The sequence below is a fragment of the Arsenicicoccus piscis genome (assembly GCF_022568835.1).
Lineage (GTDB): Bacteria > Actinomycetota > Actinomycetes > Actinomycetales > Dermatophilaceae > Arsenicicoccus > Arsenicicoccus piscis.
In genome coordinates this window covers 342,196-358,151 of sequence record NZ_JAKZHV010000001.1, presented here as the reverse complement: position 1 = coordinate 358,151, position 15,956 = coordinate 342,196, and the positions used below count along the sequence as shown (strand labels likewise).

The following is a 15,956-nucleotide window of genomic DNA, read 5'->3' as shown; positions in this document are numbered from 1 at the left end:
CAGCGTGAGGACACGAGCGAGGAACGAGTGAGGCCCGGAGCGCCGAGGAGCTCAGCCAGAGGGTAGAGCTCGGGTGTAGTCGCTGGGGAGTCCCCGGGTGGTCGGATGGTGGACACGACCGGATGATAATGTCGGGTTATGCCTTTACTATGGTGAAGTTATGTCCAGCGTCCCGGAGGGATCATGACCACCACCACTTCCGACTCGGCCCGCAGCGAGGCGCCCACCGCTCGCTCCGGCGGGGTGCGCACGCGTCGTGAGGACAACCGCTCCAACGGCCAGTGGGCCCTCGGCCAGCGCGAACCACTCAACCACAACGAGGAGTTCAAGCAGGTCGAGGACCCGCTGGCGGTACGCACGCGGATCGAGGAGGTCTACGCCCGCGAGGGGTTCGACGCCATCCCCGGTGACGACCTGCGCGGCCGGTTCCGCTGGTGGGGGCTCTACACCCAGCGCCGCCCCGGGATCGACGGCGGCCAGACCGCGACGCTCGCGCCCGAGGAGCTGGACGACCGCTACTTCATGATGCGGATCCGCATCGACGGCGGCCAGGTCAGCACCGAGCAGCTGCGGGTCATCGCGGGGGTGTCGCAGGAGTTCGGGCGCAACACCGCCGACATCACCGACCGGCAGAACATCCAGCTCCACTGGGTCGACGTCGCCGACGTCCCCGAGATCTGGCGCCGGCTCGAGTCGGTGGGCCTGTCCACGACCGAGGCCTGCGGCGACGTGCCGCGGGTGATCCTCGGCTCGCCGGTCGCGGGCCTGGCCAAGGACGAGGTCATCGACCCCACCCCGGCCATCGAGGCGATCAAGCGGGAGTACATCGGCAACCCCGAGATCTCGAACCTCCCGCGCAAGTTCAAGACCGCCATCTCCTGGCAGTGGGACTGCGTGCCCGAGATCAACGACGTGTCCTTCGTCGGGGTCGAGCACCCTGAGCACGGGCCGGGATTCGACCTGCTCGTCGGTGGTGGGCTGTCGACCAGCGCGCAGTTCGCGGTCCGGCTCGGCGCGTGGGTGCCCCTCGAGGAGATCCCCGAGGTGTGGCTCGGCGTCGTCAAGATCTTCCGCGACTACGGCTACCGCCGGCTGCGCAACCGCGCCCGGCTGAAGTACCTCGTGGCCGACTGGGGCGCCGAGAAGGTCCGCCAGGTGCTGGAGGACGAGTACCTCCACCGCAAGCTCGTGGACGGTCCCGCGGCCATCGCCCCGGACGACATCGTCGACCACGTCGGCGTGCACGAGCAGGCCAACGGCCTTCGCTACGTGGGCTTCTCGCCGACGGTCGGCCGGGTCTCCGGTGACACCCTCGCCGCCGTCGCCGACGCGGTGGACGTCGTGGGCGCCGGCAAGGTCGCCTTCACCCCGCTGCAGAAGCTCATCGTCACCGACGTCGCGCCCGACCGCGTCGACGACCTCGTAGACCGTCTGGGCGCCCTTGGGCTGCAGGCCAGCCCGAGCACCTGGCGACGAAACACGATGGCCTGCACCGGCATCGAGTTCTGCAAGCTCGCCATCGTCGACACCAAGCAGCGGGCGACCGACCTCGTGGCCGAGCTCGAGGACCGGCTGGCCGACATCAGCACCCCGCACCCGGTGACCATCAACGTCAACGGCTGCGCGAACTCCTGCGCCCGCATCCAGGTCGCCGACATCGGGCTGAAGGGCCAGATCGTGACCGACGACGACGGCGAGCGCGTCCCGGGCTACCAGGTCCAGCTCGGCGGACACATGGGCAACACCCCCGAGCTCGGGCGAAAGTTGCGCGGGCACAAGGTGACTGCCGCCGGGCTCGGCGACTACGTCGTGCGGGTCGTCTCGCACTACGCCGAGAGCGCCGAGGCCGGTGAGACCTTCGCGTCGTGGTCCGCCCGGGCCACCGACGAGGTGCTGGCATGAGCGGCGGTTGGGTGGCCGGTGCCGACGGTGGCCAGCGGGCCGCGGTCATGCACTGCCCCTACTGCGGCGAGCAGGACCTGCGCCCCGTCGAGGAGCCGCGCGGCGCCTGGCGCTGCCGTGACTGCGTGCGCGTCTTCACCGTCCGCTTCGTCGGCCTCGCCCGCGAGGACCTCGCGGCATCGACCCAGGAGGTGTCATGACCCAGGCCACCACCAGCTCCCAGTCCACGTCGCCCGCCGCCTCGGATCTCCACGCCGCTGAGCCACGCTCCGAGGAGGAGCGCTCTGAGGAGCCGCGCTCCGAGGAGGAGCTGCGGGCCATCGTCGCGGAGCAGCAGGACCGGCTCGAGTCGCTGTCGGCGCACGACGTGCTCGCCTGGGCTGCAGACACGTTCGGCGAGCGGTGGGCCGTCGCGGCGTCCATGCAGGACGGCGTGCTGGCGCACCTGGCGGGCGAGGTGGCGCCCGGTGTGCCGCTGCTCTTCCTGGACACCGGCTACCACTTCGACGAGACGCTGCAGACCCGGGACGCCCTGGCTGCGCGCCCGGGTGCCAACGTGCTGAACCTGACGCCGGTGCAGTCGGTGCCCGAGCAGGACGCGGAGTACGGCGCGCGACTGTTCGAGCGGGACCCCGACCTGTGCTGTGCGCTGCGCAAGACCCACCCGCTGGACGACGCCCTCGACGGCTACGAGGCGTGGGCGACCGGCATTCGTCGGGTCCAGGCGGTCACGCGGGCGAGCACGCCGGTCATCTCCTTCGACGAGCGGCGGCTGCTCATCAAGCTGGCCCCGCTCGCCTCGTGGACCGACGAGCAGGTCGCCGACTACGTGCGCGATCACGACGTCGTGCGAAACCCGTTGCTGGACCAGGGTTATGCCTCGATCGGCTGCTGGCCGTGCACCCGCCGGGTCGCGGCCGGCGAGGACCCCCGTGCCGGGCGCTGGTCGGGCACGGACAAGGTCGAGTGCGGGATCCAGCTGTGAGCGCGACCCCTGGCGCGACGGTCTGGCTGACCGGGCTGTCGGGCGCCGGCAAGTCGACCATCGCCGAGGCCCTGGCCGAGCAGCTGCGCGCCGAGGACCGACGGGTCGAGGTGCTCGACGGGGACGTCCTGCGGCAGGGCATCTCGCAGGGGCTCGGCTTCAGCCGGGAGGATCGGGACACCCACGTGCGGCGCGCCGGTTTCGTGGCAAGTCTGTTGTCCCGCAACGGAGTTCTTACGCTGGTCCCCGTCATCGCCCCCTACGCCGAGTCCCGCGCGGCCGTGCGCGAGCGGCACGCGAGCGACGGCACCACCTACGTCGAGGTCTACCTCTCGACGCCGGTGGAGGAGTGCCGGCGCCGCGACGTCAAGGGTCTCTACGCCCAGGCCGACGCGGGGGCGATCACCCCGATGACCGGTGCCGGCGATCCCTACGAGCCACCCACCGACCCTGACCTGACCATCGACACCACGGGACGTGAGCTGTCGGACGTGGTCCACGGTCTACGAACCCTGCTGCACGAGAAGGGACTGCTATGAGCGCTCTGGTCTTGGACGACGTGTCCGCGGAGCAGACCGACACGATCCGCGCGCTGGAGGCTGAGTCCATCCAGATCATCCGCGAGGTCGTCGCCGAGTTCGACCGCCCCGCACTGCTGTTCAGCGGTGGCAAGGACTCCGCGGTGCTGCTGCACCTCGCCCTCAAGGCGATGACGCCGGCGCCCCTGCCCATCACGCTGCTGCACGTGGACACCGGGCACAACCTGCCCGAGGTGATCGACTTCCGCGACCGCATCGTGGCCGAGCACGGCCTCGACCTCGTCGTCGCCAACGTCGAGGACTGGATCGCGGACGGCCGGCTGCAGGAGCGCCCCGACGGCACCCGCAACCCGCTGCAGACCGTCCCGCTGCTCGACACCGTCAACGAGCGCCGGTTCGACGCCCTGCTCGGCGGCGCCCGCCGGGACGAGGACCGGGCCCGCGCCAAGGAGCGCATCTTCTCGGTGCGCGACGCGTTCGGCGGCTGGGACCCCCGGCGTCAGCGGCCGGAGCTCTGGCAGGTCTACAACGGTCGGCACGCTCCGGGCGAGCACACGCGTGTGTTCCCGATCTCCAACTGGACCGAGCTCGACGTGTGGCACTACATCGACATCGAGTCGGTCGAGCTGCCGAGCATCTACTACGCGCACGAGCGGCCGGTCTGGCTGCGCGACGGCATGTGGATGACCCCGGGCCCGTGGGGCCAGCCGGCGGAGGGTGACGAGCTGCTCGTAAAGCGTCCGCTACCGGACGGTGGGTGACGGATCCTGCACGGGCGCAGTCGAGTCCACCGCCGCCACGATCGACGAGATCATCGCCGAGATCTCCGTGAGCCGCCTCACCGAGCGGGGCGCCACGCGCGCCGACGACCGCCTCACCGAGGCCGCCATGGAGGACCGCAAGCGAGAAGGGTACTTCTGACAGATGACCGCCACCACACTCCCGCTGACGAGCACGGGACCGCAGGACGAGGTGCGCCCGCAGCTGCGCCTGGTCGTGGCGGGCAGCGTCGACGACGGCAAGTCCACCCTGGTGGGCCGGCTCCTCTACGACACCAAGTCGATCCTCGCCGACCAGTACGACGCCATCGAGGCCGCCAGCAAGCGCCGCGGCGCGCAGGAGGTCGACCTGGCGCTGCTCACCGACGGCCTGCGCGCCGAGCGCGAGCAGGGCATCACGATCGACGTGGCCTACCGCTACTTCACTACTCCCGCACGGAGCTTCATCCTGGCCGACACCCCCGGCCACACGCAGTACACCCGCAACACGGTCACCGGGGCCTCGACGGCCGACGCCGCGCTCATCCTCGTCGACGTGCGCAACGGCGCCCTCGTGCAGACCCGTCGGCACGCCGCCGTCATGGCGCTGCTGCGGGTGCCGCACGTGATCTTCGCGGTCAACAAGATGGACGCCGTCGACTGGAGCGAGGAGCGCTTCGAGGAGATCGCCGACCAGATCCGTGAGATCGGCGAGCGGCTCGGCATCGAGGACGTCCGGATCGTGCCCATCAGCGCGCTGACCGGTGAGAACGTCGCGTCCAGCACCGCCTCCGACGGCACGAAGGCCGGCACCTGGCACGACGGGCCGCCGCTGCTCGACATCCTCGAGAACCTCGACGTCCAGGCCGTGGAGCAGTCGCTGCCGTTCCGCTTCCCCGTGCAGCTCGTCATCCGGCCGCGCACCGCCGAGCACCCCGACTACCGGGGTCTCGCGGGCCGCGTGTCGTCCGGGCGAGTTGCGTTGGGGGATAAGGTCACTGCGCACCCGAGTGGGCTGACCTCGACCGTCACGGGCATCGACTCGCCCCAGGGCCCGCTGGCGCAGGCGCAGGCCGGCGACTCGGTCACGGTGCTCCTGCGCGACGAGCTGGACGTCGGCCGCGGTGAGGTCCTCACCACGCCGGAGGAGCCCTCGCGCACGATCGACGAGATCGAGGGCGTCGTGGCCTGGCTCGACGAGCGACCCAGCCGACACAACGCCCGCCTGCTCGTGAAGGTCGGCACCAAGGTCGTGCGCGGTCTGCTCACCACCGTCCGCGGGCACTGGGACGTCGACTCGCTCGCCTGGACCAACCCGGGCGCCGACGTCGCGCTCAACGACATCGCGCGCATCACGGTGCGCCTGTCCGAGCCGGTGGCCGTCGACGACTACGCCACCGACCGGTCCACCGGTGCCTTCCTGCTCATCGACCCGCCCACGGGCGCCACCCTGGCGGCCGGCATGGTCGGCGACCCGCTGGCCGGAGCACCGATCGCGGCTGAGATCGAGGAGGACGACGACGAGGACTGGCTGGGCGCCGGGTCGTCGATCTGATCGTGGCTGACGCTGCTGGGGTTGCCCAGCCTGCTGTCGGTGCTGGGGCTGCTGATGGAGCCGACGCTGCCGAGCCTGCCCTGCTGCTCGTCGCCCACGGCAGCAAGGACCCCCGATCAGCCGCCACGCTCGAGCGGCTGGCCGATCGGGTGCGCGCGGCTCGCCCGGGCACCGACGTGCGGCTCGCGTACCTCGAGCAGCGAGAGCCGTTGCTGGACACCGTGATCGGTGAGCTCGACGGGCCGTTCGTCATCGTGCCGTTGCTGCTTATCTCGGCGTTCCACGCGCGGCACGACCTGCCCAGTCGGGCGGCCGCCGCTGTCGAGGCGCGCGAGTCTTGGGGTGGTCTACGGATCGCGGAGGTGCTGGGGTCGGCACCCGGTCTGATCGACCTGCTCGCCGACCGTGCCGCGTCCCTGCACGACGAGCACGGTTGTGACAGCTACGTGCTCGTGGCTCCCGGGTCGTCGGACCCTGATGCGAACGCCTTCGTGGTGACAGTTTCCGGCAGGCTTGCCGAGCGGCTGGGCCGGCCGGTAAAGGCGGGGTTCGTGACCTGGCAGCCGACCGTCGCGGACGGCATCCGCGCCCTGCGCTCCGGCTCTTCCGGTGGCGGCGACCACCCGGGCGCGCGCACCATCGGTCTGCTCCCGTGGTTCCTCGCGCCGGGGCTGCTGTGGGACCGGGGCCTCGCCGCCGCGGCCGAGCTCGGCGTCACGGCAGCGGCCGAGCCGCTCGCCGACGAGGACACGGTGGCCGAGATCGTGCTGGAACGCCTCGAGGCGGCGACCCGGCCGTAGCCGGACCCGGCCTGACCAGCCGTGCCCGGACGTCGGGGTCTGCCGAGATGGCAGTTGGCCACGCGCAACCCGCCGAGACGGCACTTCGGCACTGAGATGGCTGGTGTAGCTGCCGTTTCGGTGGCCAACCACCATCTCGGCGGTCATGGGGTGACCAACTGCCGTCTCGGTGGCTAACCACCATCTCGACGGCGTTGACGTGGACAGCTGCCGTCTCGACGCCGACCAGCTCAGGCCCGGCAGACCCTGGGTCCTTGCCCCGGGTGCCCGGCGGATCGTGCTGAAACGCCTCGGGGCGGCGAGCCCGGCCGTAGCCGGACCCGCCGCCCCGAGGCGCCGTACGAGGTCTACCTCACCAACCCGGACGCTAGAACGCACCCTCCGGCACGTCCATCAGCGCGTTGTCGGTGAGCTGGGCGATGGCCAGCTCCGAGCGCAGGCGCGGCAGGACGTTCTTGGCGTAGAACGACGCGGCGGCGACCTTGCCGGCGTAGAAGTCCTGGTCCTTGGCGGACGCACCGGCAGCGAGGGCCCGCTGCGCGACCTCGGCCTGCTGCAGCAGCAGCCACCCGACGACCAGGTCGCCGGCGGCCAGCAGCAGCCGCGAGGTGTTCTGGCCCACGAGGTAGAGGTTGCGCGGGTCGCCGCCCTGACGCGGGTCGGACTTGAAGGCCGCGCCGCCGAGGTAGGCGATGATGCCCTGCACGGCCTCCAGCGCCTTGGCCAGCTGCTGGCGCTCAGGGGCGAGCGAGTCGTCGCCGTCGCGGGGGGCTGCCGTCTCCTGGATCTTGCCGGCGAGCCAGGACAGCGCCTCGCCCTTGTCGCGGACGATCTTGCGGAAGAAGAAGTCCAACCCCTGGATCGCCGTGGTGCCCTCGTAGAGCGTGTCGATCTTGGCGTCGCGGACGTACTGCTCGACGGGGAAGTCCTGCAGGAAGCCGGACCCGCCGAAGGTCTGCAGCGACTCGGTGCCGAGCAGCACCCAGGCCCGCTCGGAGCCGAGGCCCTTGACGATGGGCAGCAGCAGGTCGTTGACCTTCTCGGCGATCGCTGCGGGGGAGCCGGGCTCGGGCGGCGTGAGGCCGTGCTCGCGCTGGTGCTGGTCCACGACGTCCTGCTGGGTGGCGGTGTAGAGCACGAGCGCCCGCATGCCCTCGGCGTAGGCCTTCTGCAGCATCAGGGAGCGGCGCACGTCGGGGTGGTGGATGATCGTCACCCGCGGCGCCTCCTTGTTGGCGTTCTGGGTGAGGTCGGCGCCTTGCACGCGCTCCAAGGCGTAGTCGCGGGCCTGCAGGTAGCCGGCCGAGAGCGTAGCAATTGCCTTGGTGCCCACCATCATTCGGGCGTTCTCGATGATGCGGAACATCTGCGCGATGCCGTCGTGCTCACCGCCGAGCAGGGTGCCGATCGCCGGCTCCTGCTCACCGAAGCGCACCTCGCAGGTCGTGGAGACCTTCAGGCCCATCTTGTGCTCGACGTTCGTGACGTAGACCCCGTTGCGGTCTCCGAGCGAACCGTCCTCTCGCACATGGAACTTCGGGACGATGAAGAGCGACAGCCCCTTGGTGCCGCCCTTCGCGCCCTCCGGGCGGGCCAGGACGAAGTGGACGATGTTGTCGGACATGTCGTGCTCGCCGGAGGTGATGAACCGCTTGACGCCGCTGATGCTCCAGGTGCCGTCACCGTTGTCGACGGCCTTCGTGCGGCCCGCGCCGACGTCGGACCCGGCGTCGGGCTCGGTCAGGACCATCGTTGCGCCCCAGTGGTTCTCGACCATCTGGGCGGCCAGCTCGCGCTGCGCCTCGGTGCCGAGCTCGTAGAGCACGCGGGAGAAGGCGTAGCCCGCGGAGTACATGTGCACGGCCGGGTTGGCACCGAGCACGAGCTCGGCGGCGGCCCAGCGCAGCGACGGCGGGACGACCGTGCCGCCCAGCTCGGCGGGGACGTCCAGGCGCCACCACTCGGCGTCGATGTAGGACTTGTAGGAGCTCTTGAACGACTCGGGCAACGTCACCGAGCTGGTCTCGGGGTCGAAGATCGGGGGGTTGCGGTCGGAGTCGAGCAGGCTCTCGGCGAGCTCGTGCTCGGACAGTCGGGCGATCTCGGTGAGGATCTCGCGTGCCGTGTCGGTGTCGACGTCCTCGTAGGCGCCCTGGCCGAGGACCGCGTCCCGGCCCAGCACCTCGAAGAGGTTGAACTCCAGGTCACGGACATTGCTCTTGTAGTGGCCCATCGGCGTCCCTTCCACCTTGTGTTCCGGCTCCGGTGCCGGGGAGACAGTGCACGACCCGTTGTTACTGACGGGTAACAACAGCGACTGTACCCCGAGTCGAGGGGTCAGGGAAGTCGATCAGTGACGGACGCTGCTGATCTCGCCCCGAGCCTTGATCAGCTCGGTGACCTCGGCGGCGGGGATCGGCCGGGCGAACAGGTAGCCCTGAGCGGCCGTGATGCCGAGCGCCCGCGCGCGACGCTCCTGGTCGCGGGTCTCGATGCCCTCCGCCGTGATGGTGAGCCCGAGCTCGCGACCGAGCCGCGTCACGGCCGCCACCACGGCCTCGTCGCCGCCGGACTCGCCGAGTCCCTGAATGAAGGACCGGTCGATCTTGAGGATGTCGAGCGGCAGGGAGCGCAGGTTGGCCAGGCCGGAGTAGCCCGTGCCGAAGTCGTCGATCGCCACCCGCACGCCGAGGCTGCGCAGGGCCTTGAGGGTCGAGATGGTCTGCTCGGTCTGCTCCAGCACAACGGTCTCGGTGATCTCGATCACGAGGTACTCCGCCGGCAGCGCGTGGTCGGCGAGCACCCGCTCTACGGTGTCCGCGAAGTCGGGCGCGGTGAGCTGGCGCACGGAGACGTTGACGGCGACCGACAGCGGCAGGCCCTCCTCGAGCCAGGCCGCCGCCTGGGCTACCGCCTGGTCCATGACCCACGAGCCGATGGCGAGGATCGAGCCGAACTCCTCCGCGAGCCGGATCACCTCCTCGATCCCGAAGAAGTCGCCCTCGGGGTCGGTCCAGCGCAGCAAGGCCTCGACGCCGGTCGCCGCGCCGCTCGTGAGGTCGATCACCGGCTGGTAGAGCACGGTCCACCGGTCCGCGTCCGGGGTGCGGGCGAGGCGGCGGCGCAGGTCCCGGGTCCGGGCGAACTGCTGGAGCATGCCCGGCTCGAACGCGACGACGGCGCCGGTGCCCTTCCGCTGGGCCTGCAGCAGGGCGAGCTCGGCGTTGCGCACGACCTCGAGCCCCGTGTGGCTGCCGACCGCGACGCCCGCGTGGGCGCGCAGCGTGATGTCCGCCATGAGCCGCGGCGCGTTGACGGCGTCCACGATCCGCTGGGCCTCCGCCATGGTCCGGGAGGCGTCCGTGCCCTGCCCGAAGAGGATGGCGAAGCGCAGGTCGCCGAAGCGGGCGACCGTGTCACCGGTGCGTGCCTCGCTGCGCAGGATCCGACCGACCTGGCGCAGCACCTCGTCGCGGGTCTCGTCCGAGATCGGCTCGTCGACGAGGTTGGACGTGGTCAGGTCCAGCAGAGCCAGGCAGATCTCCCCGCTGGCGGCCTCGTAGAGCCGGTTGCGCACCTCGCGGTCGAGCCGGGCCCGGTTCGCGAGGCCGGAGGGGATGTCGTGGTAGGCCACCTGCTGCAGCCGGCTCTGCAGGCCGACCCGCTCGGACACGTCCCGCACCGCGACGAGGAACCCGGTCGAGAGCGGCGTGATGACGGACTCGGCGTGGACCACGGCACCTTGCGGCGTCGCGAGCGCGGAGGTGACCCGCAGGGTCGGTTGGACCTGGGCGTTCGGGACGTACCCGAGGTGGCTGAGCGCCCCGGCGGACAGGTCGGGGATCATCGTGCTGACGTGCTGGCCGAGGTAGTCCGACAGCCGGCGCCCGAGGATGTTGCGCAGGGCCTCGGAGGCGAAGACCACCGATCCCTGACGGTCCAGCTCGACGATGATGTCGCGCGTCTCCGAGACGAGCAGACGCATGTGCCGCTCCTGGCGCCGCAGGTCCTCGGTGAGGCGCCGGGAGATGCTGCTCTCGACCAGGTGCAGGCAGACCAGCATGCCGACGAGGAAGGTGAGGGCGTAGGTCGTCGCGATGTCGAGGCTGCTGCGCGCGGTGAGCACCAGGGCGGCCAGCAGCACGAAGATGAGCACGCTGACGATGACCAGGTCCCGGTGCCGGTCCAGCACGGTCACCGGCGGTGCGGTCTCGCCGAGGCCGGTGGCGACCGCCGCCACGATCAGCACGGTGATGGCGCTGAGCAGCCAGCCGGACTCGCTCACCCGCACCCAGGCGGCGGGGTCGACCGGCAGGTAAGCGGCCAGCGTGCCGATCAGGCTGAGAGCGGCGGACCAGACGATGCCGATGACCACCCGCCGGTAGCCCCCCTGGCGCGCCCGCAGCGCGAGCGTCAGCCCGACCCCGACCGAGACGATGCCGGCGACCACGCCCAGCGTGTCGACGATCTCGTAGGAAGGCTGCCAGCGCAGCCGGCCGGTGAGGGCGTGGCGGGGGTCGAACTGCCACACCGCGACCCACCCGATCGTCGTGAGCAGCAGGCCGTGCAGCAGCGCGGCGGTCCACTCCTCGTGGTCGCTCGTCGCGAAGCCGATGATCGCGGTGAGCACGAGCAGCGCCGACGCCGCGAACAGCAGCTGCGCGACGTCACCGGGGACGACCGGCCAGGTGGAGCCGGCCGTGACGTAGCCGGCGGCCGCGGCGAGGTAGCCCAGCCCGAGCAGCGCCCAGGGCGCCTGGTTGGGGGAGTCGGCACGCAGCGCGACCGCGCCGCAGGCCAGCCCGGCCAGCACGCTCATCAGCAGCAGCGCGCCGGACAACAGCTCCGGTCGCACGACCGTGAGGGCGAAGAGCGCAGCACTGAGCGCACCCGCAGTCAGCGGCAGATACGCTCGGTTTCCGCTCATCCCTCACATGGTCCTAGGTCTACGCCTGCCAGGCGAGCATTTGAACGATATTTCTCCCCGGGCGCGGCCGGCTCGCCCCGCGACACGGTCTACGACATCGGCCCACGACAAGGCCCCGGACGAGACGTCCGGGGCCTGCTGGAGCGGGTGACGAGAATCGAACTCGCACTGTCAGCTTGGGAAGCTGATGTTCTGCCATTGAACTACACCCGCGAGTGCACCGACTGGGCGGTGAACGCCACGAGCATACCTGCTCCGTCACGTCCGGGTCACGCCGGCTCGCCTCCGGTAGCGTGGGCCGCGTGCTGCTTCGCGACCGAGACATCCGCGCCGAGATCGAGAGCGGGCGGGTCGTCCTCGACCCGTACGACCCCTCGATGGTCCAGCCGTCCAGCGTGGACGTCCGCCTCGACCGCTACTTCCGGTTGTTCGACAACCACAAGTACGCCGTCATCGACCCCGCGCAGGAGCAGCCCGAGCTGACCCGCCTGGTCGAGGTAGACCCCTCCGACAGCTTCGTGCTCCACCCCGGTGAGTTCGTCCTGGGCTCCACCCTCGAGGGGGTCACCCTCCCCGACGACCTGGCCGCCCGGGTCGAGGGCAAGTCCTCGCTCGGCCGCCTCGGGCTGCTGACGCACGCCACCGCCGGCTTCGTGGACCCGGGCTTCTCCGGCCACGTCACCCTCGAGCTGAGCAAGTCGCGACCCTGCCGATCCTGCTCTACCCCGGGATGAAGATCGGCCAGCTGTGCTTCATGCGCCTGACCGGCCCGGCCGAGCACCCCTACGGCTCGGCCGCGTACGGCTCGCACTACCAGGGCCAGCGCGGGCCGACCGCCAGCCGGTCGTTCCAGAGCTTCCACCGCACCACCGGGGTGTAGAACCTCCGCGGCACCATCGCGGCTCGACGACAGTGGCAGTCTGCTGGTCAGATGTGACCAGCAAGCTGCCACCATCTTCGGGTGGCCCGCGCGCTTGGGGACTCTATGTGTTCGCGCGTAACGACTAGTTGCGTGTTGGGCCGGTCGGGGTAGGCAACCGTGTCAACGGGAACGACGATGCGCCAATCCCCGAGCGGGTGCGGACCGTTGGGATTACGGTTTCAGGCCCGCAAGCCCTCGCGTGACAGGTCCAGCCAGTGGCCCGCGGTGGCACAGACAGGAGCCAGCGATGCGCATCGTTCTCTCGTACGCGGCGTCCGCCCCTGGGCATGCCGCCCTGGCTGCCGCGTTGGACGAGGCCGTGCGCCACGACGCCGAGGTGATCGTGGTGAACTCCGCCCGCGCCGACGACGGCGTCACCGAGGTCGAGCTGCCCGCCGACGAGCTGCTGCAGATGGACCGCTCCTTCGCGGCGGCCGGCATCACCTGGCGCATCATGGACAGCGACCCGGCCCTGTTCCCCGGCGAGGCGGTCGTCGCCATCGCCAACGAGGTCGCCGCCGACCTGATCGTGCTCGGCGTCACCGACCGCCAGCACGTCGAGAAGCGGTTCGTCTCCCGGACCACGCGCGACGTCCTGCTCGACGCGTCCTGCGCCGTCATCACTGTGCGCGGCGACAAGCCCCCGCGCCTGACCGCGACCAAGGGGCGGGTCGAGGCCACCCTCTGACCTGCGCCCGACAGACAGCCGAAGGGCCGGACCCCCAGGGGGAATCCGGCCCTTCGGTCGTCTGCGGCTACTAGTCGTCCCAGGGGTCGGCCACCTCGGCGGTAGCCGGCGCGGTGGGTGCCGGCTCGGCCTTGGCTGCGGGCGTGGGAGTGGCCGATGACTCGTCGTCATCCCAGGGATCGGCGACCTCGGTGTGAGCCGGTGCCGCGGCCGGCTCGGTCTTCGCGGCGGATGCCGGGGTCGCGGCGGGCTCGTCGTCGTCCCAGGGGTCGGCCACGTCGGTGGGAGCTGGTGCGGCCGCGGCCGGCTCGGCCTTCGCCTGAGCTGCGGGTGCCGGAGCAGCATCGGGCTCGTCGTCCCACGGGTCGGCGACCTCGTCGGCGGCATCGGGCTGCTGGGCAGCCGGGGTGGCAGGGGCCGCGACCGCGGGCGCGCGCTCGGCGGCGGGCGCCGCCACCGGCGCTACCGGCTCGTCGACCTCAGCCTCGTCGACCCCAGCGTTCTCGACCACAGTCTCGTCGACCACAGCCTCCTCGACGACAACCTCTTCCACCGCACGGCCGCGGTTGACGGCCGCCAGCAGCATCTGGGCGACGTCGACGACCTCGACCTCCTCGGCGCGGCCCTCCTGCTGGGCGGCGGTGACGCCGTCGGAGAGCATGACGCGGCAGAAGGGGCAGCCGACAGCGATCCGCTCGGCGCCCGTGGCGAGCGCCTCCTCGGTGCGGTTGACGTTGATGCGGGTGCCGAGCTTCTCCTCCATCCACATGCGTGCACCGCCGGCGCCGCAGCAGAAGGACTTCTCGCCGTGGCGCGGCATCTCGCGCAGCTCGACGCCGGGCAGCGAGCCGATCAGCTCACGCGGCGGCGCGTAGACCTGGTTGTGCCGACCGAGGTAGCACGGGTCGTGGTAGGTCACGGCGGGGGCGGTGGACGCGGGGTTCTTGGCGGTAGACATCCCGACGGACTCGTCGGGACGGGCTACGGGCACGAGCCGCTTGTCGCGGACCAGCTGGTTGAGGACCTGGGTGTGGTGCAGGACCTCGTAGTCGCCACCGAGCTGGGGGTACTCGTTCTTCAAGGTGTTGAAGCAGTGCGCGCAGGTGACGATGATCCGGGTGGCGCCGGCCTCGTTGAGGGTCTCGACGTTCTGCTGCGCGAGCGCCTGGAAGAGCAGCTCGTTGCCGGCGCGGCGGGCCGAGTCGCCGGTGCAGGACTCGCCGTTGCCGAGCACGGCGAAGGTGACCCCTGCGGTGTCGAGCAGCTCGGCGACGGCGCGGCTCGTCTTCTTGGCGCGGTCCTCGTAGGCGCCGGCGCAGCCGACCCAGAACAGGTAGTCGACCTGGTCGAGCGACTCGACCTCCTGGCCGAGCTGGCGCACCGGGAACGGCAGGTCCTTGGCCCAGTCCAGGCGCGCCTTGGGGGACATGCCCCACGGGTTGCCCTTGGACTCCATGTTCTTGAACAGGCCGCCGAGCTCGCTCGGGAAGGCCGACTCGATGAGGGTCTGGTGCCGGCGCAGGTCCACGATCGCGTCGACGTGCTCGATGTCTACGGGGCACTGCTCGACGCACGCGCCGCAGGTGGTGCACGACCAGAGGACGTCCGCGTCGACGACCGCGCTGGGCCCGAGCGCGTCGTAGGCGGACAGCGGGGCGCTCGGGTCGTAGCCGGTGGCCCCGACGAGCGGCACCTCGGCGAGCGCCCGGGTGTGCTCGGGGAGCCCGGCGCGCACCTCCTCGGATGCGAGCGCCCACGGCGCCTTGGCGTGCGCGTGGTCGCGCAGCGTCATCACGAGCATCTTGGGCGAGAGGGGCTTGTCGGTGTTCCACGCGGGGCACTGGCTCTGGCAGCGACCGCACTCGGTGCAGGTCGTGAAGTCGAGCAGCTGCTTCCAGGTGAAGTCCTCGGACGAGCCGACGCCGAGGCGGGGCAGCTCCTCCATCTCCTCGAGCGCCTCCGTGGTGAGGACCGAGCCGTCCTCGGCGCGCATCGGAGGGACGGCACCGAGCGCGGGACGGCCGTCGGCGTTGCGCTTGAACCAGATGTTGAAGAAGGCGAGGAAGCGGTGCCACGCCACGCCCATCGTGGGCTGCAGCGAGATGGTGATCATCCACGCGAAGGACACCAGGATCTTGATCATCGCGACGAGGTAGATCGCCTGCTCGATCCAGGCGACCGACAGCCCGCTCCAGATCCCGCTGAGCCACAACGTGAGCGGGAAGTGCAGCGCGAGGTTCTCGCCCGGGGCGGTGTGCGACAGCAGCGCGGCCTCGAGCGTGCGCAGCAGGAGGATGCAGATGGTGACGGCGAGGATGGTGAACTCGACGTAGTACGCCTGCCACCAGGTCGATCCGTAAAACCGGGAGCGGCGCCCGTGGTCCCCGTCGGCGCTGCGCGGGTGGGCGCGCTGGCGGATCACGATCAAGACGATGATGCCGATGAAGCCGCCCCACGCGAAGGTCTCGATGAGCCACTCGAACGGCGGGAAGTGGCCGATGATCGGCAGCCGGAAGTCCGCCCAGATGAGCTGGAAGAAGGCGTTGACCAGGGTGGCGAAGAGGATGAGGAAGGACAGCGCGGTGAACCAGTGCGCGATCGACACGATCGGCAGCCGGGACATCCGGGTGTGCCCGAGGAACTCGCGCAGCAGCGTCACGGTGCGGGTCGCCGGCTGGTCGGTGCGCGTCGGGTCGGCGGACCCGGACGTGAACAGCCGGTAGAACCGGAACGCCTGCCGGAAGAGCAGCACCCACCCGAGCAGCGGGATGGTGAAGCACAAGGCGATGGCAGTGATCTGCAGCGCTGACATGGGGGCAGCCTACGAAGGTCGGGCTCAGCCAGCACCACGCCACGGTCGAGATGTGAGCGGGATCGCCT

General features: G+C 70.8%; 10 protein-coding genes, 1 tRNA gene and 2 pseudogenes. 9 read left to right on the top strand and 4 right to left on the bottom strand.

The features are described from left to right. Positions 1-183: 183 nt before the first annotated feature. The 7 genes and pseudogenes from MM440_RS01665 to MM440_RS01635 all read left to right on the top strand — a co-directional run bounded on the left by MM440_RS01665 (position 184) and on the right by MM440_RS01635 (position 6,539). Positions 184-1,902 carry a nitrite/sulfite reductase gene (locus tag MM440_RS01665; RefSeq protein WP_241441454.1) on the top strand — a complete coding sequence of 573 codons (1,719 nt, stop codon included), beginning with the start codon at positions 184-186 and terminating at the stop codon, positions 1,900-1,902. Continuing rightward, a complete protein-coding gene (locus MM440_RS01660; RefSeq protein ID WP_241441453.1) occupies positions 1,899-2,102 on the top strand; it encodes a hypothetical protein in 204 nt (67 codons plus the stop codon). Before MM440_RS01665 ends, MM440_RS01660 begins: the two co-directional genes overlap by 4 nt. Then, on the top strand, positions 2,099-2,887 hold the full coding sequence (locus MM440_RS01655; protein WP_241441452.1) for a phosphoadenylyl-sulfate reductase: 789 nt from the start codon (positions 2,099-2,101) through the stop codon (positions 2,885-2,887). Before MM440_RS01660 ends, MM440_RS01655 begins: the two co-directional genes overlap by 4 nt. Then, complete coding sequence (cysC, locus tag MM440_RS01650; RefSeq protein ID WP_241441451.1) at positions 2,884-3,426, top strand: adenylyl-sulfate kinase; 543 nt, start codon at positions 2,884-2,886, stop codon at positions 3,424-3,426. Before MM440_RS01655 ends, cysC begins: the two co-directional genes overlap by 4 nt. Then, positions 3,423-4,347: pseudogene (gene cysD / locus MM440_RS01645) on the top strand (sulfate adenylyltransferase subunit CysD). The gene cysC and the pseudogene cysD overlap by 4 nt, the downstream one beginning before the upstream one ends. A 3-nt stretch (positions 4,348-4,350) precedes the next feature. Next, positions 4,351-5,739 carry a sulfate adenylyltransferase subunit 1 gene (locus MM440_RS01640; protein WP_241441450.1) on the top strand — a complete coding sequence of 463 codons (1,389 nt, stop codon included), beginning with the start codon at positions 4,351-4,353 and terminating at the stop codon, positions 5,737-5,739. Between the two features lie 2 nt (positions 5,740-5,741). Continuing rightward, a complete protein-coding gene (locus MM440_RS01635) occupies positions 5,742-6,539 on the top strand; it encodes a sirohydrochlorin chelatase (protein ID WP_241441449.1) in 798 nt (265 codons plus the stop codon). Between the two features lie 367 nt (positions 6,540-6,906). On the opposite strand, the gene MM440_RS01630 is transcribed toward MM440_RS01635, so the two are convergent. From MM440_RS01630 to MM440_RS01620, 3 genes are all read right to left on the bottom strand, one after another. Next, on the bottom strand, positions 6,907-8,772 hold the full coding sequence (locus MM440_RS01630; RefSeq protein WP_241441448.1) for an acyl-CoA dehydrogenase: 1,866 nt from the start codon (positions 8,770-8,772) through the stop codon (positions 6,907-6,909). A 117-nt stretch (positions 8,773-8,889) separates the two neighbouring features. After that, positions 8,890-11,466, bottom strand: a complete 2,577-nt coding sequence (locus tag MM440_RS01625) for a putative bifunctional diguanylate cyclase/phosphodiesterase (RefSeq protein WP_241441447.1) — start codon at positions 11,464-11,466, stop codon at positions 8,890-8,892. Between the two features lie 139 nt (positions 11,467-11,605). Beyond that, positions 11,606-11,679: transfer RNA gene (locus MM440_RS01620), tRNA-Gly, on the bottom strand. A gap of 89 nt (positions 11,680-11,768) precedes the next feature. Between MM440_RS01620 and dcd the strand changes: the two are divergent. Continuing rightward, positions 11,769-12,346, top strand: a pseudogene (dcd, locus tag MM440_RS01615) (dCTP deaminase). A gap of 289 nt (positions 12,347-12,635) precedes the next feature. Further along, a complete protein-coding gene (locus tag MM440_RS01610; protein WP_241441446.1) occupies positions 12,636-13,076 on the top strand; it encodes a universal stress protein in 441 nt (146 codons plus the stop codon). 70 nt (positions 13,077-13,146) lie between these two features. Here the strand turns inward: MM440_RS01610 and MM440_RS01605 are convergent, their stop codons facing one another. Further along, positions 13,147-15,888, bottom strand: a complete 2,742-nt coding sequence (locus MM440_RS01605; protein WP_241441445.1) for a (Fe-S)-binding protein — start codon at positions 15,886-15,888, stop codon at positions 13,147-13,149. Between the last annotated feature and the right edge of the window lie 68 nt (positions 15,889-15,956).